Origin of the sequence: Corynebacterium gallinarum (assembly GCF_014837045.1) — a bacterium.
GTDB lineage: Bacteria > Actinomycetota > Actinomycetes > Mycobacteriales > Mycobacteriaceae > Corynebacterium > Corynebacterium gallinarum.
On the sequence record NZ_JACSPR010000003.1, the window covers coordinates 116,766 to 140,258 of the forward strand.

23 protein-coding genes are annotated in these 23,493 nt (G+C 62.4%); 11 read left to right on the forward strand and 12 right to left on the reverse strand.

Annotation, left to right across the window (positions count from 1 at the left end; genetic code table 11):
- The first annotated feature begins 98 nt into the window (after window positions 1-98).
- On the forward strand, window positions 99-1,286 hold the full coding sequence (locus H9627_RS05250; RefSeq protein ID WP_191732970.1) for an N-acetylmuramoyl-L-alanine amidase: 1,188 nt from the start codon (window positions 99-101) through the stop codon (window positions 1,284-1,286).
- Window positions 1,287-1,509: 223 nt separating this feature from the next.
- Window positions 1,510-2,790 (forward strand): Fic family protein, encoded by a 1,281-nt coding sequence (locus tag H9627_RS05255; RefSeq protein WP_191732971.1) that lies wholly within the window; start codon window positions 1,510-1,512, stop codon window positions 2,788-2,790.
- 33 nt (window positions 2,791-2,823) lie between these two features.
- Here the strand turns inward: H9627_RS05255 and H9627_RS05260 are convergent, their stop codons facing one another.
- From H9627_RS05260 to rpmH, 8 genes are all read right to left on the reverse strand, one after another.
- Window positions 2,824-3,495 carry a hypothetical protein gene (locus tag H9627_RS05260; protein ID WP_191732972.1) on the reverse strand — a complete coding sequence of 224 codons (672 nt, stop codon included), beginning with the start codon at window positions 3,493-3,495 and terminating at the stop codon, window positions 2,824-2,826.
- Between the two features lie 33 nt (window positions 3,496-3,528).
- Window positions 3,529-4,716: a ParB/RepB/Spo0J family partition protein gene (locus H9627_RS05265; protein ID WP_191732973.1), complete on the reverse strand. Its 1,188-nt coding sequence runs from the start codon at window positions 4,714-4,716 to the stop codon at window positions 3,529-3,531.
- Window positions 4,717-4,770: 54 nt separating this feature from the next.
- A complete protein-coding gene (locus tag H9627_RS05270) occupies window positions 4,771-5,703 on the reverse strand; it encodes a ParA family protein (RefSeq protein WP_191732974.1) in 933 nt (310 codons plus the stop codon).
- A 128-nt stretch (window positions 5,704-5,831) separates the two neighbouring features.
- Complete coding sequence (gene rsmG / locus H9627_RS05275; protein WP_191732975.1) at window positions 5,832-6,461, reverse strand: 16S rRNA (guanine(527)-N(7))-methyltransferase RsmG; 630 nt, start codon at window positions 6,459-6,461, stop codon at window positions 5,832-5,834.
- 131 nt (window positions 6,462-6,592) lie between these two features.
- The gene (gene yidC, locus H9627_RS05280; protein ID WP_191732976.1) at window positions 6,593-7,543 is read right to left on the reverse strand and encodes a membrane protein insertase YidC; all 951 of its coding nucleotides are present in this window, start codon (window positions 7,541-7,543) and stop codon (window positions 6,593-6,595) included.
- Window positions 7,544-7,631: 88 nt separating this feature from the next.
- Window positions 7,632-7,931, reverse strand: coding sequence for a membrane protein insertion efficiency factor YidD (gene yidD, locus H9627_RS05285; RefSeq protein ID WP_191732977.1), 300 nt, complete (start codon window positions 7,929-7,931; stop codon window positions 7,632-7,634).
- Window positions 7,912-8,313, reverse strand: coding sequence for a ribonuclease P protein component (gene rnpA / locus H9627_RS05290; protein WP_191732978.1), 402 nt, complete (start codon window positions 8,311-8,313; stop codon window positions 7,912-7,914). The genes yidD and rnpA overlap by 20 nt, the downstream gene beginning before the upstream one ends.
- A gap of 28 nt (window positions 8,314-8,341) precedes the next feature.
- Window positions 8,342-8,485 (reverse strand): 50S ribosomal protein L34, encoded by a 144-nt coding sequence (gene rpmH, locus H9627_RS05295; RefSeq protein ID WP_006768697.1) that lies wholly within the window; start codon window positions 8,483-8,485, stop codon window positions 8,342-8,344.
- An 887-nt stretch (window positions 8,486-9,372) separates the two neighbouring features.
- On the opposite strand from rpmH, the gene dnaA reads away from it, so the two are divergent.
- The 9 genes from dnaA (at window position 9,373) to H9627_RS05340 (ending at window position 21,684) form a co-directional block, all read left to right on the forward strand.
- The gene (gene dnaA, locus H9627_RS05300) at window positions 9,373-11,079 is read left to right on the forward strand and encodes a chromosomal replication initiator protein DnaA (protein ID WP_191732979.1); all 1,707 of its coding nucleotides are present in this window, start codon (window positions 9,373-9,375) and stop codon (window positions 11,077-11,079) included.
- Window positions 11,080-11,953: 874 nt separating this feature from the next.
- Window positions 11,954-13,138, forward strand: coding sequence for a DNA polymerase III subunit beta (gene dnaN / locus H9627_RS05305; RefSeq protein ID WP_191732980.1), 1,185 nt, complete (start codon window positions 11,954-11,956; stop codon window positions 13,136-13,138).
- Window positions 13,139-13,238: 100 nt separating this feature from the next.
- The gene (recF, locus tag H9627_RS05310; protein WP_191732981.1) at window positions 13,239-14,435 is read left to right on the forward strand and encodes a DNA replication/repair protein RecF; all 1,197 of its coding nucleotides are present in this window, start codon (window positions 13,239-13,241) and stop codon (window positions 14,433-14,435) included.
- Window positions 14,432-15,004, forward strand: a complete 573-nt coding sequence (locus H9627_RS05315; protein WP_191732982.1) for a DUF721 domain-containing protein — start codon at window positions 14,432-14,434, stop codon at window positions 15,002-15,004. Before recF ends, H9627_RS05315 begins: the two co-directional genes overlap by 4 nt.
- Window positions 15,005-15,137: 133 nt before the next feature.
- The gene (gene gyrB / locus H9627_RS05320; RefSeq protein ID WP_191732983.1) at window positions 15,138-17,201 is read left to right on the forward strand and encodes a DNA topoisomerase (ATP-hydrolyzing) subunit B; all 2,064 of its coding nucleotides are present in this window, start codon (window positions 15,138-15,140) and stop codon (window positions 17,199-17,201) included.
- A 92-nt stretch (window positions 17,202-17,293) separates the two neighbouring features.
- A complete protein-coding gene (locus H9627_RS05325; RefSeq protein ID WP_318247759.1) occupies window positions 17,294-18,190 on the forward strand; it encodes an alpha/beta fold hydrolase in 897 nt (298 codons plus the stop codon).
- A 333-nt stretch (window positions 18,191-18,523) separates the two neighbouring features.
- Window positions 18,524-19,237 (forward strand): TIGR04086 family membrane protein, encoded by a 714-nt coding sequence (locus H9627_RS05330; protein WP_318247760.1) that lies wholly within the window; start codon window positions 18,524-18,526, stop codon window positions 19,235-19,237.
- Window positions 19,238-19,405: 168 nt separating this feature from the next.
- Entirely contained in the window at window positions 19,406-19,771 is a 366-nt protein-coding gene (cmtR, locus tag H9627_RS05335) for a Cd(II)/Pb(II)-sensing metalloregulatory transcriptional regulator CmtR (RefSeq protein ID WP_191732985.1), read from the forward strand.
- Window positions 19,768-21,684, forward strand: coding sequence for a heavy metal translocating P-type ATPase (locus tag H9627_RS05340; RefSeq protein WP_191732986.1), 1,917 nt, complete (start codon window positions 19,768-19,770; stop codon window positions 21,682-21,684). Before cmtR ends, H9627_RS05340 begins: the two co-directional genes overlap by 4 nt.
- Here the strand turns inward: H9627_RS05340 and H9627_RS05345 are convergent.
- The 4 genes from H9627_RS05345 to H9627_RS05360 form a co-directional block, all read right to left on the reverse strand.
- Complete coding sequence (locus H9627_RS05345) at window positions 21,681-22,343, reverse strand: YczE/YyaS/YitT family protein (protein WP_318247761.1); 663 nt, start codon at window positions 22,341-22,343, stop codon at window positions 21,681-21,683. The two genes, H9627_RS05340 and H9627_RS05345, sit on opposite strands and share 4 nt — an antisense overlap.
- 3 nt (window positions 22,344-22,346) lie before the next feature.
- On the reverse strand, window positions 22,347-22,787 hold the full coding sequence (locus tag H9627_RS05350) for a DUF6918 family protein (protein WP_191732987.1): 441 nt from the start codon (window positions 22,785-22,787) through the stop codon (window positions 22,347-22,349).
- 217 nt (window positions 22,788-23,004) lie between these two features.
- On the reverse strand, window positions 23,005-23,268 hold the full coding sequence (locus H9627_RS05355; RefSeq protein WP_191732988.1) for a TetR family transcriptional regulator: 264 nt from the start codon (window positions 23,266-23,268) through the stop codon (window positions 23,005-23,007).
- Window positions 23,265-23,474 (reverse strand): CopG family transcriptional regulator, encoded by a 210-nt coding sequence (locus tag H9627_RS05360; RefSeq protein ID WP_191732989.1) that lies wholly within the window; start codon window positions 23,472-23,474, stop codon window positions 23,265-23,267. The genes H9627_RS05355 and H9627_RS05360 overlap by 4 nt, the downstream gene beginning before the upstream one ends.
- Window positions 23,475-23,493 lie beyond the last annotated feature (19 nt).

The window sequence follows — 23,493 nt, forward strand, 5'->3', positions numbered from 1 at the left end:
CTGATAGTCTATTAGTAAGAATTCAGAAACAGATTCGACGAACCAGTGAACATCCGGAAGCACCAATGGGGTGCGGTGTGAACAGCGAGAGGACCAGGGTGTCAGACGTCTTGAGGGTTGGTGATCGCAGCCCCCGTGTAGCCGAGGTACGCAATACGCTTGCGCGCCTCGGTGTGATCGAAGGATACGAACGGGACATGGCCACACGGTCAGAGTCCCGCAAGTTCCATGAAGAGGATACGTACTTCGACAATGGGTTGAGCGAACACCTCAAGGCCTTCCAGCAGGCCCGCGGGATCATCCCCACGGGCTTCATCGATGACCTCACTCTCCGCGTGCTGCGCGAGGCCTCCTACACCCTGGGCGCCCGCGTTCTGTCCTACCAGCCGGGCAACAACCTGGTCGGTGACGACGTGGTGGAGATGCAGACCCACCTGCAGGAGCTCGGCTTCTACCGGGAACGTATCGACGGCCGCTTCGGCGAATACACCCACAGCGCCGTCATGGACTACCAGCTCAACTACGGACTACAGGTCGATGGCATCTGTGGCCCCGACACCATCCGCGCGCTATCCCGCCTGGGTCTGCGCATCACCGGCGGTTCCGCCCACGCAATCCAGGAGCGCGAACGTGTGCGCAGCGCAGGCCCGCGTCTTGCGGGTAAACGCGTGGTCATCGACCCCTGGCTCGGTGGCGCCAACCGGGGTCAGGTCGTCGAAGGTCCCTACGGCACGATCAGTGAATCCGAGATCCTCTGGGATCTGGCAACCCGCCTCGAGGGCCGCATGATCGCCGCCGGCATGGAGACCATCCTCTCCCGTCCCCACATGGATGACCCGTCTGTGGCGGACCGCGCATCCATCGCCAACGCCTTCGATGCCGACCTCACCCTGACCCTCCAGTGCGATGCCTACCCCAATGACAAGGCCAATGGCGTGGCCACCTTCTACTTTGGTTCCGACAACGGCGCCAACTCCCTGGTGGGGGAGACGCTGTCGTCCTACATCGTCAAGGAGATCACCGCCCGCACCCCGTTGAACAGCTGCGGCAGCCACGCCCGCACCTGGGACATGCTGCGCATGACCCGGATGCCCACCGTGGAGATCGTCACCGGCTACCTCACCAACCCCGAGGACCTCGCCGTGATGACCGACCCCACCATGCGGGACCGCATCGCCGAAGCCATCGTGGTGGCCGTCAAACGCCTCTACCTGCTGGATGAGGACGAACAGCCCAAGACCGGCACCTTCAAGTTCAGCGAACTGCTCCAATCTGAAGCTGAATAGACCTGTCCCGGAAAGCCTCCGGGAACGCTGACTGCCGGGGTGGGACACCGCATGATGAGGTGTCCCACCCCGGCAGTGGTGTGTGTGCCGGTGTCATCGCCGGCGTCGTTGGCGGGGTCGTTGGCGGGGCAGCAATAAGAGTTATCCTGTTATCCCCGGCCGGAGCATCCAAGGATAAGAGTTATCATTGGATGCAGGCCTCATCGATGCAAGGATAAGAACTATGGCTCAGTGGATTGAACAGTTCTGGACTCCTGGTGATGGTCCGGGGAGAAGCAGGCGGGCACGCGCAGGGGGCACCTACCACGCCTACGTGCCGGACCCTCTGGTGGAACGCCATATCCACATCCCCAGTGACCTGGCACGCAAGGCCAGCTCCGTGGAGCAACAGATTCTGGCGATATCCATGGGTAATGCGGGAGATTCGGGGACCGGGTTGGAGGGAATCGCACGATTCCTGCTCCGCTCGGAAGCCATCTCTTCATCGCGCATTGAGGGCCTTGCACCCCAGCCCGATAAGGTGGCCATCGCGGAGTTGACCAGGCTGGATCCTGACGCCCCCGGTAAGAAACTAGCCCAGCTGGTAGCAAATAATGTCCGCGTTCTGCAGGAAATGAGCCACCAGCTGCGCTCTGCAGGGGAAATAACTGCGCAAGATATCAACGCAGCCCAATATCTCCTCCTGGGGAATCCGGCAATCAGTGGTTTCCGAACCACCCAGAACTGGATTGGTGGGACAATCCATTCACCGCTCGAAGCAGAATTCGTGCCGCCCCCGCCACGCCACGTTCCGGCTCTGATGGATGACCTCGTGGATTATCTCAATGGAGCAACCCACGGATCACTCATCCAGGCCGCGCTGGTTCACGCCCAGTTTGAGACGATTCATCCGTTCCCCGACGGGAACGGCAGGGTGGGGCGTGCCCTGATCCACGCGGTTCTTCAACGGCGTGGATTGGTACGGTCACCGATCCTGCCCGTCAGTATGGTTCTGGGAACATGGTCGGACAGGTACGTCCACGGCCTCACAAGGTTCCGGGATGATCAACCCGACTCGACAGGGGTCCTCGACTGGTTGGAGATCTTCTTCGAGGCTACCGGTGAGGCCACCCTGCAGGCCACGCGGTTGGCGGAGGAACTCCGCGGGCTGCAACAGGAATGGCAGAACCGGGTCAGTCACTACAGGCAGGTGTCCGGGAAGAGGAGAGCCCTGCGGGCGGATTCCATCGAATACCGCATCCTCAGGCAGCTTCCCGATCATCCCCTGCTCACTGTCAAGGTGGCCACTGAGATCTTTGGTGGAACCACGACATCGGCAGCGCAGGCCCTGGACAACCTCACGGCAGCGGGGGTTCTCACCAGGAAATCAATCGACAGGGGAGTCACCGGTTATCTGGCCCATGATGTCTTTGATGTGATCACGATTGCGGAGCGACGCCTGGCGAGTACACGTTTTGATACGTCGGTGCCCCCACCCACCAGATCCCCCATCAACGACGCGTAGGGGCCAGTAGGCGACCGGGATCTGTCTACTTGTCTACTGGGCCGCCTCCACGTCCGCAAGCAGCAGCTGTGCCTCCATGGCGCTCATCAGTGGGTCCTGGGGTGGCATCTCCATGCGCAGGCGGGGCAGCACCGGGTGGTCCTCCACGACCTCGAAGCCGGCGGATTCCAGGACGGACACCTCGATGAGGCCGATGTCGTTGCGTTTGGCGACGAGCTCCCGGACAACGGGGTCCAGTCCCACGGACCCGTTGATCTTCATGTCGCGGATACCGAACGCCTCGACGGCCGGCACCTCCATCTTGATGAGGTCGACGAGGGCGGCGTCGAGAAGCACCGCCTCCATGCCCACCCCGCGGAACACCTCCTCGATGAACAGGCTGGTGATCAGGGCGGCATCGTGGGATACCGGTGCGGTGGGCAGGACGGTGGCCCCGGGGGCGAATTCGCGTCGGCAGTAGATCACCGTGGAGATCGCCGGGGCCGACGGGGTGGGTTCCGGGTTGAGGTACCCGATGGAATACCCGCAGGTCTCCTGCTCGTAGAGGGTGGTGGTCAGCCACGCCTCCTTCTCAAATTCGGGGTAGCCGGAGTCCTGCACCTGCTGTGCCGTGTCGGGTTCCAGCTCCCAGAACACCGACCGGCGGGCCTGCGGATGCAGCAGGGACAGCTGGTCCGGGGTGATGGGAAACAATGACGCCTGCATGCCAGTATTTCCTCTCTACTCGTGTCCTGTCCCTCAGGAGTCCTGCTGCCCCTGGATCAGGCCCATGATGCGCTCGAAGTCATCCTGGTCGCCGAACTCCACCACGAGCCGGCCCTTGCGTTTGCCCATGGTCACCGACACCTTGGTGTCGAGATTGTCGGCCAGATATTCCGCCGCACGGGTGAACACCTCCGGCGTCGGGGCCTTATCCCGTGGGGGTTTCTTCTCCTCGTCCTCACCGCGGTTGGTCAGCAGCACGAGTTCCTCGGTGGCACGCACCGACAGCCCCTCGGCGATGATGCGGGTGGCCAGCGCGTCCTGGGCCTCATCCCCGCCGCGGAGTCCGAGGATCGCGCGGGCGTGACCTGCAGAGAGCACACCGGCGGCGACCTTGGTCTGCACATTGACCGGCAGGTTGAGCAGGCGGATCATGTTGGTGATCACCGGGCGGGACCGGCCCAGCTTGTCGGCCAGTTCCGCCTGGGTGACACCGAATTCCTCCAGCAGCTGCTGATATGCGGCCGCCTCTTCCAGCGGGTTGAGCTGCACCCTGTGGATATTCTCCAGCAGGGCGTCGCGCAGCATCGCGGAATCATCGGTTTCGCGGACAATCGCGGGGATGAACTCCAGGCCGGCACGCCGGGAGGCACGTAGACGACGCTCACCCATGATGAGTTCAAAACCATCACCGGACGGGCGCACCACGATCGGCTGCATGAGCCCGAATTCGCGGATGGAGTGCACCAGCTCATCCAGCGCCTCGGTGTCGAAGACACTCCTGGGCTGGTGCGGGTTGGGCACGATCGAATCGATCGGGATCTCCTGGTAGGAGGCACCGAACTCGCTTATCGACGTTTCATCCCCACCCTCCTGCGCCACCGGTGCGGTTGGGTGCGGGGTCGGGGTGGGTGACGCAGTGTGTGACGGGGTGTGGTCCGGCTGCTGCTCCGGGGTGCGCACCGGACCGGGCCGGGGCGCAGCGCCCTCGGGCCGGGCCGGGGTGTCGGGCTTGGTGATCGGTGGCAGACCCGGGCGTGGTGCGGCATCGGGACGACGACGTGCGCGTTCACCGACGGCCCCACCGAGAATGATGTCGGCGGCGCCACCACCCAGACCCGGTGAATCGGTTGGACCGGATGGGATCAGTGCGGCCAGACCGCGGCCCAGACCGCCCTTACGCTTCTCCGCCGGGGACTTGTCGGAACCCTTGTTCTGGGCCATCGTTTACGACGCACCTTTCATACAGCACAACACAAAGTAGGTATTCATAGAAGTTTACTGCGAACCAGCAGGTTTTACGCCTATCGGACCGGATTCCTCCGACGGGAGGAAATCACCACGGGTGGCCAGTTCCTTCGCCGCATCCAGGTAGGCCATGGCACCGCGGGAACCCGGATCGTAGTTGATCACCGTCTGGCCATAACCCGGTGCCTCGGACACCTTCACCGACCGGGGGATCTTGGTCTGCAGCACCACCGCACCGAAGTGCTCATTGACCTCGGTGGCCACCTGCTCGGCCAGGTTGGTGCGGGCATCGTGCATGGTCAGCAGGATCGCGGAGATGTGCAGCTCACGGTTGAGGTGCTGGCGCAGCATGGTGATGTTGTTGAGCAGCTGGCCCACACCCTCCAGGGCGTAGTACTCGCACTGGATGGGGATGAGCACCTCGGTCACGGCGGTCATCGCGTTGATGGTGAGCAGGCCCAGGGACGGCGGGCAGTCGATGAGCACGTAGTCGAAGCCGTGCGCGGTGATGAACTCCAGGCCCAGCGCATCGGCCAGGCGGTACTCGCGGCGCACCAGGCTGACCAGTTCGATCTCCGCGCCGGCGAGGTCCAGGGTGGCCGGGATGCAGAACAGGTTCTCATGCGCGGTGGTCGGCTGCATCGCCTCGTCGGCGGTGCACTCACCGATGAGCAGCTCATAGGAGGACAGGGTGCCGGAACGGTGCTCCACACCGAGTGCGGTGGAGGCATTACCCTGCGGATCCAGATCCACCACAAGCACCTTCTGCCCGTAGATGGCCAGGGAGGACGCCAGGTTCACGGTGCTGGTGGTCTTACCCACCCCACCCTTCTGGTTGGCGATGGTGATGAGCCTCGGCTGCGGGGGTTTCGGCAGGTTAAGGGAGTTGGGTGTCATCACCTGGGCAGCCCGGCGTGCTGCCTGGGCAATAGGTGTGTCTTCCCAAAATGTATTGTCATCCATCGACGTCTACCATCCCTTATCTATTTACGTGGCATCACATCCACATTAGTGCGTTGGACCGTTACCATTCCACCACAGCTGGTCGGGCTGTGGATGACACCGAGAAGACGGTGTCCTATTTCCTCGCCCTATTTCTCGCGCCTGATGGAGATGAGGGTGGTCGGTTCGTCGAGAAGCTCCCCGCCGACCGTGTACACCTTGACCTCGCCGCCGCCGGCGTTGCGGATGGCCTTGGCGTCGCGTTCGATCTCCTCGGCGACGCTGGCGCCCTTCATGGCGATCATCCTGCCACCGACCTTCACCAGCGGCAGCGACCAGCTGGCCAGACGACCCAGGGGGGCAACCGCACGGGAGGTGACCACGTCGACATGCCCGATCTGTTTACGCACCGCCTTCTCCTCGGCACGACCACGGATGACGGAGACGTTGTCCAGTCCGAGCTGCTCGATCACCTCACCCAGGTACACCGACCGCTTGAGCAGCGGCTCGATGAGGATGATCTCCAGATCCGGGCGGGCAATCGCCAGGGGGATACCGGGCAGACCCGCACCCGATCCGACATCCGCCACCAAGATGCCCTGATCCATGGCCTCACCGATGACACCACAGTTGAGGATGTGACGATCCCACAGGCGGGGGATCTCACGGGGTCCGATGAAACCGCGGATGGACCCGTCGGTGGCCAGGGACTCGTGGTAGGCGATGGCTTTGTCGAGGTTGTCCCCGAACAGTTCAGCGGCTGCTGGTGGCGTGGTCAATGGAAGGGTGCTCCTTGGATGCGGGGGTGTGCGCCTGCCTGGGATGGGGTGCAGGGCTGTATCAATCTTCAACTATAACGACAACAGCCACCAACCCAGTGGTTGGTGGCTGTTGTGGTGTTGAGCAGGTCTTATTTCTTGCGCTTCTTCACGTTGACCGGCTTCGCTCCAGGCTTGGGGGCGGTGGAACGCTTGGCGGCCTTCTTCAGCTCGTCCTCAGCGGCTTCCTCGGCGTCCATCTTGCCGAAGATGTAACGCTGCTGGAAGAAGGTCCACACATTGTTGGACATCATGTAGATGAGCAGACCGATGGTCCAGATGAAACCGGTGAACAGGATGGTCAGCGGCATGAACCACAGCATCATCTTGTTCATCATCTGCATCTGCATGGCCATCTGGTCATTGGCCGGTGCGGCCTGCTTGCCGGAGCGCTTGCGCTCCTCCTGGCGGTTGACCGACAGACGGGCGTTCATGTGGGTGGCCACCACGATGATGAGAATCATCGGTGCGGCGACCAGCGCAATGTTCATCCGTGAGACATCGAAGTCGAAGGCTGCGTACGCCTCCTGCGGCATGGTGATGTACGCCGACAGCGGGGCTCCGAAGAGATCCGCGGCCAGGAAGGACTGCACATGATCCACATCGAAGATGTAGTTGGGCGTGTTGCGGTTCTCCTCGATGGACATGCCCAGCTGGCCGACGCCCTCGCCGGTGCGGTTGAAGGACCGCAGCACGTGGAACAGACCCAGGAACACCGGGATCTGCACCAGCATGGGGAGACAGCCCGCGATGGGATTGACTCCCACCTCCTTCTGGAGTTTGCGGGATTCCTCCATCATCTTCTGCTGGTCGTTCTTGTACTTTTCGCGGATCTCCTGCATACGCGGAGCCATGTCCTGCATCTTGCGCTGCGAACGCATGGTGTTGACCATGGGCTTGACCAGGACCACACGAACGGTGAAGGTCAGGAACATGATCGACAGGGCCCACGTGATTCCCTCATCAGGGCTCAGTACGAGACTGAACACCTGGTGCCAGAACCACAGGATGGCCGAGATCGGCCAATAGATGAAGTTGAGCACTGTGAGTCGAAACTCCTCGGTTGTTTATAAGACGTATGTACTTGTAGGACACCATGCGCTCACGGTTGAGGCAAACAGGATAAGGCGTCTACCTGACCGTTTCCGTGGACCAGTAGCCGGGATTGGGCACCGGGTCGAAACCCCCGGGATGCCACGGTCCACACTTGGCCAACCTGACAGCAGCCAGCACGGTGCCCTTGACGGCCCCGTGCACGGACACTGACTTCAACGCATAGGTACTGCAGACAGGATCAAAGCGACAGGTCGAACCCATCTTAAGGCCGGACAGGTACTTTTGGTAGAAGCGGACCGCACCCGCGAGCGTCTTCGCCGCGGGCCCTTTCGGTTGTGGGATGACCTGTGGGTCATCACTTATCGGTTCGCACACGACCGGCCTTCTTCAGACCATGACGGATATCCCGCTCCAGGTCCTGCGATGATGCCTGTCCCGAACCCGCCAACGCCCGGACCACCACATGGTGGGTCGGGGTGAGCAGCTCCGGTGAATCCGCCGCGATACGGGCGCACACATGCCGAAGCCGTCGGGAGGTGCGGTGACGGATCACCGCATTCCCGACGGCTTTGGAAACGATGAGGCCGAACCGTGGACCACCGAAGGAGGCGACTTCGCCCTGTTCTCCGGAACCGTCCAACGATTCGGCACTATCCCACAGGTGCACCACAACGGTGGCGCTTCCCGCGCGTCGGCCTTTCCTCATCGTGGTGCGAAATTGCACGGATGAGGTCAGCTTATTCTGCGCGGGGAGCAACGTTATGACACCTGGATTGGTGACGCTACTACGCGGTCAGCTTCTCGCGACCCTTGCGACGACGAGCCGCAACAATCGCACGGCCGGCGCGGGTGCGCATGCGAGTACGGAAGCCGTGAACACGTGCACGACGACGGTTGTTCGGCTGGAACGTCCGCTTGCCCTTTGCCACGTTAAAACACTCCTAAAATTTTGTTTGTCAGGTCACCGGACACACCGGTACGACGGACCTCCCTTGCGGACACAGCCGTGGTAACGACTTCCGCAACAGCCCGATTCCGGGGAACGATCACCCAACAGAGTTTGGATGATTCGAATTGAGTTGTGGTCCCTGGGATGGGAGCCACCGCTGCACTTCATGGAAAGTGCTGCTCTCAAAGCACATGCGTCATGGTTGGGCTATTAGGGATTAATAACTTCATCCATACGATGTGACAGACTAGGCCAGCTTACGGCAACTTGACATGCAAAAACAAATTGACCTAGCCCACAAAACGCGGGTGCCCCTGAAATTACAAGCGTGGCATTAACCACTGGTGAGAGGGCGTATTGCCCGCCTGAACGCTTTTCGACGAGCACTTGCCAACCCCTGGCGGTGGGCGGGCCCGGTCGGAGTTTCCACAGGGGTTGGACACAGTGATTGACCTGCGGGTAACAATGAAAACAGGACAGTGAAACCGGTTGGGATCAACACCTTGTGAAAACCTCCACCTGTGGATAACTTTTCAATCCCCGTTGTAACCGGGGGAGTGGAATGACAAAAATGCAGGTAGAGGCAGTTTATGAGGCGATGCACTATTTCCACAGGTTCTCAAGTATCCTGTGGATAAGTGATTTTCAAAAAAGTTATCCACAGCTGTGGACAACATTGTGGAAACAATGGTGAGGGCCGTTTTCGGGGTGTGGAGGAGACTGTAGAAACTCTCCACCCCACCCGTGGACAACGTTTGAACTTTTGTCATTTGCCCGCCATCCCGCAAACACCTGAAATTAATCTCTCCGCGCCCCGCGGAAAGATGTAAATACTGAACGTTTCGTCAAAAGGAGATACCCAGAATAGTGAGCCAGAACTCATCTTCTTTGCTCGAAACCTGGCGTCAGGTCGTCGAAGACCTCAATTCCCTCAGCCAGCAGCAGGACAGTGGAATACCACCACTGACCCCCACCCAGCGCGCCTACCTCAACCTGGCCAAGCCGATTGCCCTGGTTGACGGCTATGCCGTGCTCTCCACCCCGCATGCACTGGCGAAAAACGCCATCGAACATGATCTGGGGGAGTCCCTGACCAAGGTGTTGTCCATGCGTATGGGCAGGTCATTCAGCCTTGCGGTCAGTGTGGAACCCTCCCGCGACGGCGAGGACCCCAACGCCCCACCCACGCCCCGGCAGCAGGAACTGAACTACCCGTACCCGGGCCAGCAGGATCAGCACCACCAGCAGGGGCAGCAGGATTACCAGGGTCATCAGAGCCAGCACCCGGCCCAGCAGGAGGTCCGGCCCCATGCTCCGGCCCAGCACCAGCAGACCCCACGGAATCAGGCGCCGGGGCAGTATGTCGTTGGTGGTGAGCGGGGCCAGGCGTCGCAAAGCGCAGGTACCTGGGAACAGACCCACAGCATGCCGGCCTTCGACCAGGGTTTTGACCCCAGTCCGGCTCCGGTGGAACCACCGCCACAGCCGGCCCACCCCCTGCGCATCCCGCGTGAAACCCCAGCTCACAACCCCAACAGGGAAGTGTCGCTGAACCCGAAGTACACGTTTGAGAACTTTGTGATCGGGCCGTTCAACCGGTTCGCCAACGCCGCCGCGGTTGCCGTGGCGGAGAGTCCCGCGAAGGCCTTCAACCCGCTGTTCATCTCCGGTGGTTCCGGCCTGGGTAAGACCCACCTGCTGCACGCGGTGGGCAATTACGCCCAGGAACTTCAGCCCGGGTTGCGGATCAAGTACGTCTCGAGTGAGGAATTCACCAACGACTACATCAACTCCGTGCGTGATGACCGGCAGGAATCCTTCAAACGCCGGTACCGCAACCTGGATATCCTCATGGTCGATGACATCCAGTTCCTCGCCGGTAAGGAAGGCACCCAGGAGGAGTTCTTCCACACCTTCAACGCCCTGCACCAGGCAGAGAAGCAGATCATCCTGTCCTCCGACCGACCGCCTCGCCAGCTCACCACGCTGGAGGATCGCCTGCGCACCCGCTTCGAGGGTGGTCTGATCACCGACATCCAGCCACCTGACCTGGAGACGCGTATCGCGATTCTGATGAAGAAGGCCCAGGCAGACGGCACGCACGTGGACCGTGAGGTCCTGGAACTGATCGCCAGCCGTTTCGAGTCCTCCATCCGTGAGCTCGAGGGCGCGCTCATCCGTGTCTCCGCCTACTCTTCGCTGATCAACCAGCCGATCGACAAGGAGATGGCCGTGGTGGCACTGCGCGACATCCTCCCGGAGCCCGAGGACATGGAGATCACCGCACCGGTGATCATGGAGGTCGCCGCGGAGTACTTCAAGATCTCCGTGGACACCCTGCGTGGCGCCGGCAAGACCCGTGCCGTGGCGCATGCCCGCCAGCTGGCGATGTATCTCTGCCGCGAGCTGACCGATATGTCCCTGCCCAAGATCGGTGATGTCTTCGGCGGCAAGGACCACACCACCGTCATGTACGCCGACCGCAAGATCCGGCAGGAGATGACGGAGAAGCGCGACACCTACGACGAGATCCAGCAGTTGACCCAGCTGATCAAATCCCGCGGCCGCAGCTAAACCCGCCGCGTGCCAGCGCCCCGTACCCGGGGCGAAAATGACATAAAACCCGGTTCACCTCTGGTGGGCCGGGTTTTGTGTGATTCGGGGGCGGTATCCACAGGGGAGAGCTTGTCGACGCATCCCGCTGCCATCAGCAAACCACACCTTTTGTCATTCACCCGTGAGGGCCTGGCGGTAAAACCGCTGGTCAGCACCCTAGGAGGCGGGGGAGCGGTGAAATGACAAGAAAAGTTGTCGGAAAGAGGGTGAAACGACCGGGAAATTATCCACAGACCTATTCACAGCTGTGTAATTACAAACTTGTAATTCCGTGATTCGCGTCACTTTTAGGATTGGAGGGGCTAGGCGAAACCCCTGTGGACAAACCCAGTAAAAGTGTGCATAAGCTGGGGATACATTTGACCGAACTGGGGATAGAAATACCGCCCGGAAAGTTATCCACAGCCCGGTCGAGTTATCCACAGGTTTTCCACACCCGGTTTCACAACCACGTTTTTCACGGCTACCTTGGCCGATGATGCTCCATCCACAGAGTGCACAGGACTTACTGTTACTACCGCTTTTATAACTAGAACTTAACTAAGAGAAAGAGGGGGTGGGGAGAAACGTTGGTGAATGACAAAAATCTCGCCTCGGGGCAACGCTCCGAACGGCAGGGAAATGAAATTACAAATTCCCGAACCGTCAGGTGCCCAGGTACGTTAGGGATGTGTAATTCCACAACCCCACCGGTGGCTGCACGGGTTCAGGGCAACCTGTCATGAACCCACACCACATCCGTGGCATCGAAGGGTTGTGTCCTGTCGTGGCCAGTGCCCCTGGTCCGGCATTTTTCGATAACGAACTTTTCTGCAAGGAGCTTTAAGTCAGCATGGAGCCACAAAACGTGTCATTCCGTGTGGCCAGGGAGGATCTGGTCACCTCAGTGGGCTGGGTTGCTCGAAACCTGCCCACCAAGCCAACCCAGCCGGTGTTGCGAGCCATGCTGATCACCGCCGATGACGAGGGCCTGGAGCTCGCCGGTTACGACTACGAGGTGTCCACCCGTGTCCGGGTCTCCGCCGAGGTCGCTGTTCCCGGACGCATTGCGGTGGCCGGCAAGATCCTCTCCGAGATCATCGGCACCCTGCCCAACAAGCCGGTTGATTTCCGCCTCGATGGTTCTAAGGTCCTGGTGTCCTGTGGTTCCGCCAGCTTCGAGCTGCCCTCCATCCCGCTCGATGATTACCCTCCGCTGCCGTCCCTGCCGGAACGCACCGGTTCGATCAACCCGAAGCTGTTCACCGAGGCCGTCACCCAGGTTGCCTCCGCAGCAGGCAAGGATGACTCCCTGCCCATGCTGACCGGCGTGAACATGGAGATCCACGGCAACCAGATCAGCCTCGCGGCCACCGACCGTTTCCGCCTCGCGCTGCGCACCTTCGAGTGGGATCCCGCCAGCTCCGACATCGAGGCCAAGCTGCTCATCCCGGCGAAGACCCTCCTGGAAAACGCCCGCACCCTCGACACCGGACTCAACGAGGAAATCGGGATCGCCGTGGGCGCCGGCGAGCAGGTCGGCCGCGAAGGCCTGTTCGGTATCCGCACCGATAACCGGGAGAGCACCACCCGCATGCTCGACGCGGACTTCCCGAATATCCAGCCACTGCTGCCCAAGGAACACACCGCGATCGCCTCGGTGGAGATTGCCCCACTGCTCGACGCCGTGCGTCGTGTCTCCCTGGTGGCTGACCGCAACGCCCAGATCATCATGGAATTCAGCGACGGTCAGGTCATCCTGTCCGCCGGTGGTTCCGATGCCGGCCACGCCCAGGAGGTGCTGCCGTGTGCGTTCACCGGCAAGGATCTCAAGATCGCCTTCAACCCGGGTTACCTCAAGGACGGACTGTCTGTCATCCCCACCTCGCGTGCGGTTTTCGGCTTCACCGAGCCGTCCCGCCCGGCCATCATGATCCCGGAACCGGAGGAATTCCCGGAGGCCGATGAACGTGGTGTCTTCCAGACCCCGGAGACCTACTTCACCTACCTGCTCATGCCGGTCCGCCTGCCGGGCTAGACCGACACCCGGGTGTGAGCTGGATAAATTCCCAGATCACACCCCTTCCGCACCCCATATCCAGTTCCCATCTCGCGCCCGAAGGGAGGGACCGCAAACCTTGTACATCCGTTCGCTGGAATTACGTGATTTCCGGTCCTGGCCGGAGCTGAAGGTCGAGCTCGAACCTGGAATTACGATTTTCATCGGCCGTAATGGGTTCGGCAAGACCAACATCGTCGAGGCCATCGGGTACCTGGCGCACCTGTCGTCCCACCGGGTGTCCGCGGATGCCCCGCTGGTGCGGGCGAATGCCACGGATTCCCGGATCTCCGCGGTGGCGGTCAACCAGGGGCGGGAACTGGCCGCGCACCTGTTGATCAAACCGCACGCCGCCAACCAGGGGCAGATCAACCGCACCCGCGTGAAAAGCCCCCGTGAGCTGCTCGGGGTGATCAAGACCGTGTTGTTCGCCCCGGAGGATCTCGCCCTGGTGCGCGGGGAACCCGCGGAGCGCCGACGGTATCTGGATGACATCATCGCCACCCGCCGACCCCGCATGGCCGGCGTGAAGGCGGATTATGACAAGGTGCTCAAACAGCGAAACGCCCTGCTCAAGACCGCCACCATCCCCCTGCGCCGGGGGTATGGCACCGATGAGGGGGCGGCGGCGCTGGCCACACTCGACACCTGGGACGGGCAGCTTGCCCGTCTCGGCTCGGAAGTCATGGCCGCCCGTTTCGCCCTGGTGCAGGAATTGTCATCCCAGGTCCATGATGCGTACCAGACCATCGCCCCGGAATCGCGCCCGGCGGCGGTGAACTACAAAACCACCATCGATCAGGGCCTGAGCCAGTTCCCGGGGTTCGATGCCGGCATCATCGAGGCCACCCTGCTCACCGAACTGGCCGCCAAACGCCAGCGGGAGATCGAGCGCGGCATGTCCCTGGTGGGCCCGCACCGCGATGATCTGGAATTACATCTCGGTGGCCAACCCGCGAAGGGGTTCGCCAGCCATGGGGAGACGTGGTCGTTCGCGCTGTCCATGCGGATCGCGGAGTTCAACCTGCTGCGTTCTGACGGCACCGATCCGATCCTCATCCTCGATGATGTCTTCTCCGAGCTCGATGCCGGCCGACGGGAGAAACTCGTCGTCATCGCCCGGGATGCCGAACAGGTGATCATCACCGCGGCCGTCAGCGATGACCTGCCCGCCAACCTCGCCGACGCCATCACCGCCCGCCACACCGTCACCGTGCGAGACACCGATGACGGCCGGATCTCCCTGCTGGACGAGCAGCCGGAGACACAGCCATGACCGACGACGAGGATTTCATCGCCCAGGCCTTCGAGCGGGTGCGCCGCGAGGCCCAGCGCCGCAACGGTCGGGTGCCCGACCTGAACAACAAAGATGCTTTTCGACGCACCACTCCCCGCACCGCAGGGGAACGGGGAAACGGGGGCAGTGGGGTCGGAGACAAGCGCCGGAGGGGACGACCCACCGGCCCGGACGGCCGCTATAAACCGTACGTGCGTTCGGCTGAGCCATTGGGATCCATTCTCAACCGGGAAATCCGATCGCGGGGGTGGGGTCGGGACATCGCCGCAGGTTGGGTCACCTCGCACTGGGCTGAGCTGGTGGGACCGAAGATCGCCCAGCACACAAAAGTGGAGATGATCAAGGATAAAAAACTGTTCATCACCTGTGATTCCACCGCCTGGGCGACCAATCTGCGCATGATGCAGAAGCAGATCCTGCAGGTCATCGCCGAAAAGGTGGGTCCGGACATCATTGCGGAGCTGCGCATCTACGGACCCCAGGCACCGAGCTGGCGCAAGGGCCCGTTGCATGTGAAGGGACGCGGTCCGCGGGACACCTACGGCTAGTTTGAAAGCACCAACGCTCAAAAAGGGGCCTATTTCGCCGTTTCCGGCGTTGTGCCCCACTACTGCGTAGGGGCCTAAGGGTGTAGGATTAAAAGGTCTGTATCGGAAAAGTAGCGAGGAGTGTTCGTTTAAAGTGGCAAACACTGAACACAATTATGACGCTTCATCGATCACCATCCTTGAAGGTCTCGAGGCAGTCCGCAAGCGCCCCGGAATGTATATCGGTTCCACCGGCCCGCGTGGCCTCCATCACCTGATCTGGGAGGTCGTGGACAACTCGGTGGACGAAGCCATGGCTGGCTACGCCGACCGCGTTGACGTGACACTCCTGGAGGACGGCGGCGTCGAGGTCGTCGACAACGGCCGTGGTATCCCCGTGGAGATGCACGCCTCAGGTGCACCCACCGTCCAGGTCGTCATGACCCAGCTGCACGCCGGCGGTAAGTTCGACTCCGATTCCTATGCTGTCTCCGGTGGTCTGCACGGCGTGGGCATCTCCGTGGTCAACGCCCTGTCCACGCGCGTCGAGGCGCACATTAAAAAAGATGGCAAGCACTGGTACCAGAACTTCAACTATTCGGTCCCGGAGGACCTGGTCGAGGGCGCCAATGCCCGCGGCACCGGCACCTCCATCCGGTTCTGGCCGGATGCCGAGATCTTCGAGACCACCGACTTCGACTTCGACACGATCTCGCGTCGCCTGCAGGAGATGGCCTTCCTCAACAAGGGTCTGACCATGACCCTGACCGACAACCGCGCCTCCGATGAGGAACTCGAGCTCGAGGCACTGGCCGAGCAGGGCGACACCGCAGTCGAGCTCTCCCTCGACCAGATCGACGCCGACGGTGAAACCGAGCTTGTCGACGCCGAGGTCACCGACGCCCCGAAGAAGCCCAAGAAGCGTGAGAAGAAGAAGATCTTCCACTACCCGAACGGGCTCGAGGATTACGTCAACCACCTCAACCGCACCAAGACCGCGATCCACCCGTCGATCGTGTCGTTTGAGGCCAAGGCCGAGGAGCACGAGGTGGAGATCGCCATGCAGTGGAACTCCTCCTACAAGGAGTCCGTGCACACCTTCGCCAACACCATCAACACCATTGAGGGTGGCACCCATGAGGAGGGTTTCCGTTCCGCGCTGACCTCCCTGATGAACCGGTATGCCCGCGAGCACAAGCTGCTCAAGGAGAAGGAAACCAACCTCACCGGTGATGACTGCCGTGAGGGCCTGTCCGCGGTGATCTCCGTGCGTGTCTCCGAACCACAGTTCGAGGGTCAGACCAAGACCAAGCTCGGCAACACCGAGATCAAGTCCTTTGTGCAGCGCATGGCCAATGAGCACATCGGCCACTGGCTGGAGGCCAACCCGGCCGAGGCCAAGGTCATCATCAACAAGGCTGTCGGTTCCGCGCAGGCGCGCCTGGCGGCCCGTAAGGCCCGTGACCTGGTCCGTCGCAAGTCCGCCACCGACCTCGGCGGACTGCCGGGCAAGCTGGCCGACTGCCGTTCCAAGGATCCGGAGAAGTCCGAGCTCTACATCGTGGAGGGTGACTCCGCGGGTGGTTCCGCCAAGTCGGGTCGTGACTCGATGTTCCAGGCGATCCTGCCGCTGCGTGGCAAGATCCTCAACGTGGAGAAGGCACGTCTGGACAAGGTGCTGAAGAACGCCGAGGTCCAGGCGATCATCACCGCCCTGGGCACCGGTATCCACGATGAATTCGACATCAACAAGCTGCGCTATCACAAGATTGTGCTGATGGCCGATGCTGACGTCGACGGCCAGCACATCGCCACGCTGCTGCTGACCCTGCTGTTCCGTTTCATGCCGGATCTCATCGCCGAGGGCCATGTCTACCTGGCCCAGCCACCGCTATACAAGCTCAAGTGGCAGCGCGGGGAGCCGGGCTTCGCCTACTCCGATGCCGAGCGCGACCAGCAGCTCGAGGAGGGTCTGGCGGCCGGCCGCAAGATCAACAAGGATGACGGCATCCAGCGCTACAAGGGTCTGGGTGAGATGAACCCGAGCGAGCTGTGGGAGACCACCATGGACCCCAGCGTGCGTATTCTGCGTCGCGTGGACCTCCTCGACGGCCAGCGTGCCGACGAGCTGTTCTCCATCCTCATGGGCGATGACGTGGTGGCACGCCGCAGCTTCATCACCCGTAATGCCAAGGATGTCCGCTTCCTCGACGTCTAGAACGTCTGGGTCATCCCAGCAGCGCACCCCGTGGGTATCCCACGGGGTGTTCTGCATTCCCGGGGGCCTGGGTTCTGGCTACCCTGGGACGGGTGAAAGCAACTGAACCCACCACCACCGTCCACGTCGAGATGCCCGATGCCTCCGTATCCCCCGTGCAGGTCTGGCAGGGGAGCGGGCACGAGAGCGGGCATGACAAGCCCCTGGTGATGGTGTGGCCGGGTTTCGGCATGGGCGGATACTACTTCCGGCCCCTCGCCGCGGAACTGGCCGAGCGTGGTTTCCCCGTGGCCATCGGTGAACTCCGGGGCCAGGGCCAGAGCTCCGCGCGGGCCACCCGGTCCAGCACCTGGGGTTATCACGACCTGGCGTCGGAGGATTTCCCCCGTCAGGTCCGCGCGGTGAAACAGGAACTGGGTCTGCCGGTCGATCACCCCATGATCTTCCTGGCCCATTCCATGGGTGGGCAGATCTCCTGTCTCTTCGCCGCCCGCGAGGACACCCGCGAACTCAACCTCCGCGGTATTTTCGGCGTGGGGTCCGGATCCCCGTACCGCCCCGCCTTCGATCCCCAGATGGGGCGTCGACTCGGGGTAGGTGCCCTGTTCCTGGGACGGGTCGGGGGCCACGGTCTGGGGTACTGGCCGGGGAGGATCCTGGGGCGTGATTTCCTCGGTTATGGGCGTCAGGCAGGTGCCCACATGCGGGAATGGCTGCGCTTCCATAAGCGGAATTCCCTGGATGATCTCACCGGCCAGGATATGGATTATGTGGCAGCCCTCAGCCGCCTGGAACTGCCGGTGCTGTTCACCCGGTTCACCAATGATCAGGATTGTCCGACCGCCTCCAGTGAGGCCCTGGCTGAGTTCCTGCCCAATGCCGATGTGCGTTTCGAGGATCTGCCCGGGGAACTGGGCCACAACCGGTGGGCGCGTGAGCCGGGGATCGTGGCGGATCGCTTCGTGTCCTTCGCCGGGTTGCTCGACTAGGCATTCCTACCATGGATGTGTTCCGGCGACACCGGAAATGCCGAAAACAGTAACTCTCAACCAATACTTCAGGTTGTTGTAATACTGTTATCTGTTTGGGTCCGAAACTCTCACCAGCACCTTTGTCGTTTAGATGGCGCTCTAATCCTCTGATTGTGGGCTCTGGCCCGCTTCTGCCCGATTCTCCCTGCGACAGATGGGGTGCGCGTCTGGGGCACGACAGCCGATACACACATCGGAGATCGTGCAGCACAACAGTAAAGGAGCGTACCCATGGCCGAAAAAGTAAACCGACCCGCAGGTAATCATGCAGCCCACCGAAATGAAGCAGGGGTGAGTGTCGCACCTTCTTCCAGCGCAGTTGAAACCCGTACCGCCCCGGATGATCACTCCGCACAGGAAGCCTGGATCGGCACCGATGATCCGCATGTTGCCAACCGGAATGTTTCCTGGGGTGCGATCATCGCCGGTGCGGTGACCTTCATCGCCCTGGTGGTGCTGCTCGGCATCGGTGCCGCAGCCCTGGGGCTGCAGGACTCCAGCACCACTGTGCTGGGCATCTGGACCCTGGTGGGTCTGGTCATCGCCTTCCTGGTGGCCGGTTATGTTGCCGGTGCACTCGCTGTCCGTGGTGGCCTGCTGCACGGTTTCCTCACCTGGGCCACCTCCATGCTCGCGGTGATCTTCCTGGCCGGTTGGCTGGGCACCTCGGTTCTGGGCGCGTTTGGCAGCATTGCCGGAACTGTCGCTGACACCGCCGCCCAGGCCGTCAATGTGACCAGCCAGGACGCCCAGAGTGCCGCCGATGCCACTTCCCAGGAGGACGTGGATCAGGCACAGGCTGAGGCTGAGGAGACCGCCGGTCAGGTGGCTGATGAGGCCAGCCAGACTGCCCAGGAAGCCGCCCCTGAGGTTGCTGAGGGATCCTGGTGGACCTTCGGTGGTCTGCTGGTCGGTGCCCTGCTGGCATCCATGGCCGGTGTTGCCGGTGCACGCAGCGTGATCAACAAGCGTGAGCAGGTTGTTGCAGGCCCCAACCGCCTCTAATGTCCTGTTGAATCAGGGTTAATCACAGCACTACATCAGAACCCGGGAAACCTCATCGGTCCCCGGGTTCTGTGCTGTCCGAGGCCTACACCTATGGCGGGAGTTCCCCGTCAAAACCTCCGTCGGAATTCCCGGTCGATAGGTCAGTACCTGATGTATGGTCAGCATATGCTGACTATTGCCTCGCGTCTTGATGTGATGAACCGGTTGGGTCGGGCCATGGCTGATCCCACCCGGTCACGGATTCTGTTGTCCCTGCTTGATACCCCCGGTTATCCGGCTCAACTCGCCACCACCCTGGGGTTGACGCGCACCAATGTCTCCAACCACCTGGCCTGTTTGCGTGACTGCGGGATTGTGGTGGCAGAACCGGAGGGTCGACGCACCCGCTATGAGATCGCCGATGCCCACCTGGCACGCGCACTCAACGCCTTGGTGGATATCACCCTGGCGGTCGATGAGAACGCAGACTGCATTGATCCGCAGTGCCCCGTCGTGGGCTGCTGTGCCCCGGAGGGGGATCCGGAACAGTGACCTCTGCATGTGGATGTGAACCCACAGACACAGTGGTGGACACGGAGGAACACACCCCCTGGTGGCGTGACCGGGCCGTCCTGATCCCGGTGGCATCCGGTGTGGCCCTGCTGATTGGTCTGATTCTGGACTGGTTCGTCCCCGGGGCAGGAACCCTCGCATCCGTCCTGTTCTGGGTGTCTCTGCTCCTGGGAGCCTCTCAGTTTGTTCCCGGCGCGGTGAGAAACCTGGTGACCCGGGGTCGGTTGGGTATCGGCCTGCTCATGACCATCAGTGCCACCGGTGCGGTGATTCTCGGTTTCATTGAGGAGGCAGCTGCACTGGCCTTTCTCTATTCCGTCGCCGAGGCCTTGGAGGACCGGGCGATGGATAAGGCCCGCGCAGGTCTGCGTGCCCTGCTCGCCTTGATTCCCGCCACCGCCACGGTGGTCACCGCAGCCAACACCACGCGCAGTGTGTCTGTTGATGAACTCCTCCCCGGGGACAGGTTGCGTCTGGTGGCGGGGGAGCGGTTGGCCACCGACGGGATCGTGCATTCCGGGCGCTCCAGTCTTGATGTTTCCGCGATCACGGGGGAATCCATCCCGGTGGAGGTCGGGCCCGGCGATCAGGTGCTGGCGGGATCGATCAACATCTCCGGTGTGCTCGAGGTGGAGGCGACCGCGGCCGGGACGGACAACTCGTTGACCACCGTGGTGTCCCTGGTGGAGCAGGCCCAGCATGAGAAGGGTGACCGCGCCCGGATCGCTGATCGTCTGGCACGCCCCCTGGTACCCGGGGTGCTCATCCTGGCTGCGCTGGTCGCGGTGATCGGTTCCCTGTTGGGGGATCCGGGGGTGTGGATTGAACGCGCCCTGGTGGTCCTGGTGGCGGCATCCCCGTGTGCCCTGGCCATCTCGGTGCCGGTCACGGTGGTTTCGGCCATCGGTGCGGCCAGTAGATTCGGCGTGGTCATCAAGTCCGGTGCCGCGTTCGAGCGTCTCGGTGGTATCCGGCAGCTGGCCCTGGACAAGACGGGCACGCTCACCCGCAACCAGCCCACGGTGGCGGAGGTGGTGACCACCGGTGCCGCCAGCCAGGCGGAGGTACTGGGCTGGGCAGCGGCCCTGGAGGCACACAGCACCCACCCGCTGGCCGCTGCGATCACCGCTGCCGCACCCCAGGCTCCCGCAGCTGCGGAGGTCACCGAGGTTGCCGGTGAGGGCATCACCGGGCTTATCGACGGCGCCCGCATCGCCGTGGGCAGCCCCCGGTGGCTCGCTCCTGGTCCGCTGGTGGGCAGCGTCGAGGACCTGGAGACCAAGGGAATGACCGTGGTGGTCATCCACCGTGATCAGCAACCGGTGGGTGCGATCGGGGTGCGTGATGAACTGCGCCTGGAGACCCCCGATGTCATCCGGTTGCTTGAGGCGCAGGGTTTCGGGATCACCATGCTGACGGGTGATAATCGGCGCACCGCTGAGGCTCTGGCGGCGGAGGCGGGAATCAAGGATGTCCACGCGCAACTGCGCCCACAGGACAAGGCCCGGGCGGTGGCCGGCCTCGCGGAGAGGGGACCGGTGGCGATGATCGGGGATGGCATCAATGATGCCCCCGCCCTGGCCTCAGCCGATGTGGGTATCGCCATGGGTGCGAAAGGGGCGGATGCCGCTGTCGAGTCCGCGGATGTGGCCTTCACCGGTGATGATCTACGGGTGATCCCGCGAGCTCTGGCCCATGCGCACCGGGGCCGGACCATCATCAACCAGAACATCGTGTTGTCCCTGGCGATCATCATCGTCCTGCTCCCCCTGGCGATCACCGGTGTGCTGGGGTTGGCGGCGGTGGTGCTGGTGCATGAGGTTGCCGAGGTGATTGTCATCCTCAATGGTCTACGGGCTGCCCGCGCCGGGAACACCCCGGCCCCCAGCTAGTTCCTCCTGATGCTTTTCAGGTACAGCTTCTGCCAGAGCCGGACGAAGAAACCGATGCCGAAGGCCGCGAAGACGGTGCCCTCGCGCACACCCACCAGGCCACCCATGGTGACCAGTGAGATGATCACGGCGATGCCCACCAGGGTCCAGTCGACGATCTGCTTACAGGCGCCGAAATCCAGCGTGGTCAGTTTGGTATTGAGCGCCTGCACGACGGCCTCACCCGGCATGAAGGCGATCTGCCCGAGCAGCTGCATGACAATGCCGAGCGCCACCGCCATGGTGCCGAGGATGACGAGCATCCAGGCCACCAGGTAGTTCTGTGGGTCCACCCAGCGGGTCAGCCACAGGCTCACATCACACATCACGCCGAAGAGGATGGAGATCGGCAGCTGCCACAGCATGGTGGCCTTGTAATTACGCCCCAGGATCAGGGCCGTGATGATCATGATGATGACATTGACCACCACGGTCCAGGTGCCCAGTGAGTAACTGGTGGCGGCCGCCAGCACCGCCGGCGGGGAGGAGATGGTGGTGGTGCCCAGGCCGGCGTGGACGGTGACGGCCACGCCGAGGGAGAGGATGAACATCCCGCTCAGAAACAGCACCCATCTGGTGGGCAGGCTGTAGCGCTGGGTCGGGTCGAGTGAGGTGGCCACTGTCTATCGGGCGTGTTTTTCCACGAGCTGACCGATGGTGGGCAGTTCCTGCTCCACGACCTTGGCGGCCTTGCCGCGGAGGGTGCCGTACATCTTGGACACACCGGGGATGTTGATGGTGTCGGAGTTGCGGTCGGCCACGCTGAGGATGGCATCCATGGCGCGGTCCTTGTTGGCCACCAGGTGGGCGCCGAAGTCGGTGCCGCCACCGGTGGTGTATTCCTGCCACAGGGGATCCAGGCCCTCGGCCATCTCGGGCATGACGCGCCGGGAACCCTTGGCCACGATGTCGGAGTCGAACTTGGTGGCCGTGCTCAGTGCACCCTTGAGGGCCATGCCGGTGAGACCGGACTGCTTGTCCACGGTGGTGGTGATGAAGTTGGCCATGTCGGCGACCGCTGCATCGAAACGGTTGCCTACGAGAAGTTCCTTGAGTGAAGTCATGGGGAACATAGTAACGAGAAAAAGACCGGCATTCCCGGCGGGCAGCCGGAAACACCGATCTTTCGTGGAGAGGACAACGTTGTAATTCTTCCTCCACAGCGCCACTTCTGTCACTGCAATCACAACAGTCACAAAGTTTACAGTTGCGACCAGGGGCGTGCAATGCGCCGGACCGGTCGGGGACGGTGGGGCAGTGGGGCGTCGACAAGCACCCCGCTCAGGCGTTGAGATGTCGCAGGATCCGTCGGGTCGCAGCCGCGAGCTGGCCGTTGCGCCCACTCAGGGGCCGGAGCGCGGTGATGGTGGTGGCCACGCGGTCGGCCATGGCTTCCGGGGAGTCGTCCACGCGCACGCCGTGGAAACTGGCGCTGCTGACCGCCGCGGCCGCTGCAAGGGCGGCGAAATCGCGCACCCGCACGCCGTGCGCTGCGCATACCTCATCGGCGATGAGCAACATCTGTTCGGCGCTGAGCCCCCTCACCGCGACCGCCTCAGGCGCTTGTCGACGTCCGCGTATTCCGGCACGTACGCGCGCGCCAGGTCCGCGACTTCCGCATCGGCCACGACGCGGGCCGCCGCCGCCACGATCGCCCGGATCGCGGCCTCCTGTTTACTGGAGCCCTGGGCGCGGGCGAGCAGGGTCAGTGCCCGGTCCTGATCATCGGTGAGTCTCAAGGTCATGGCCATGCGGGGGATGGTATCAGTC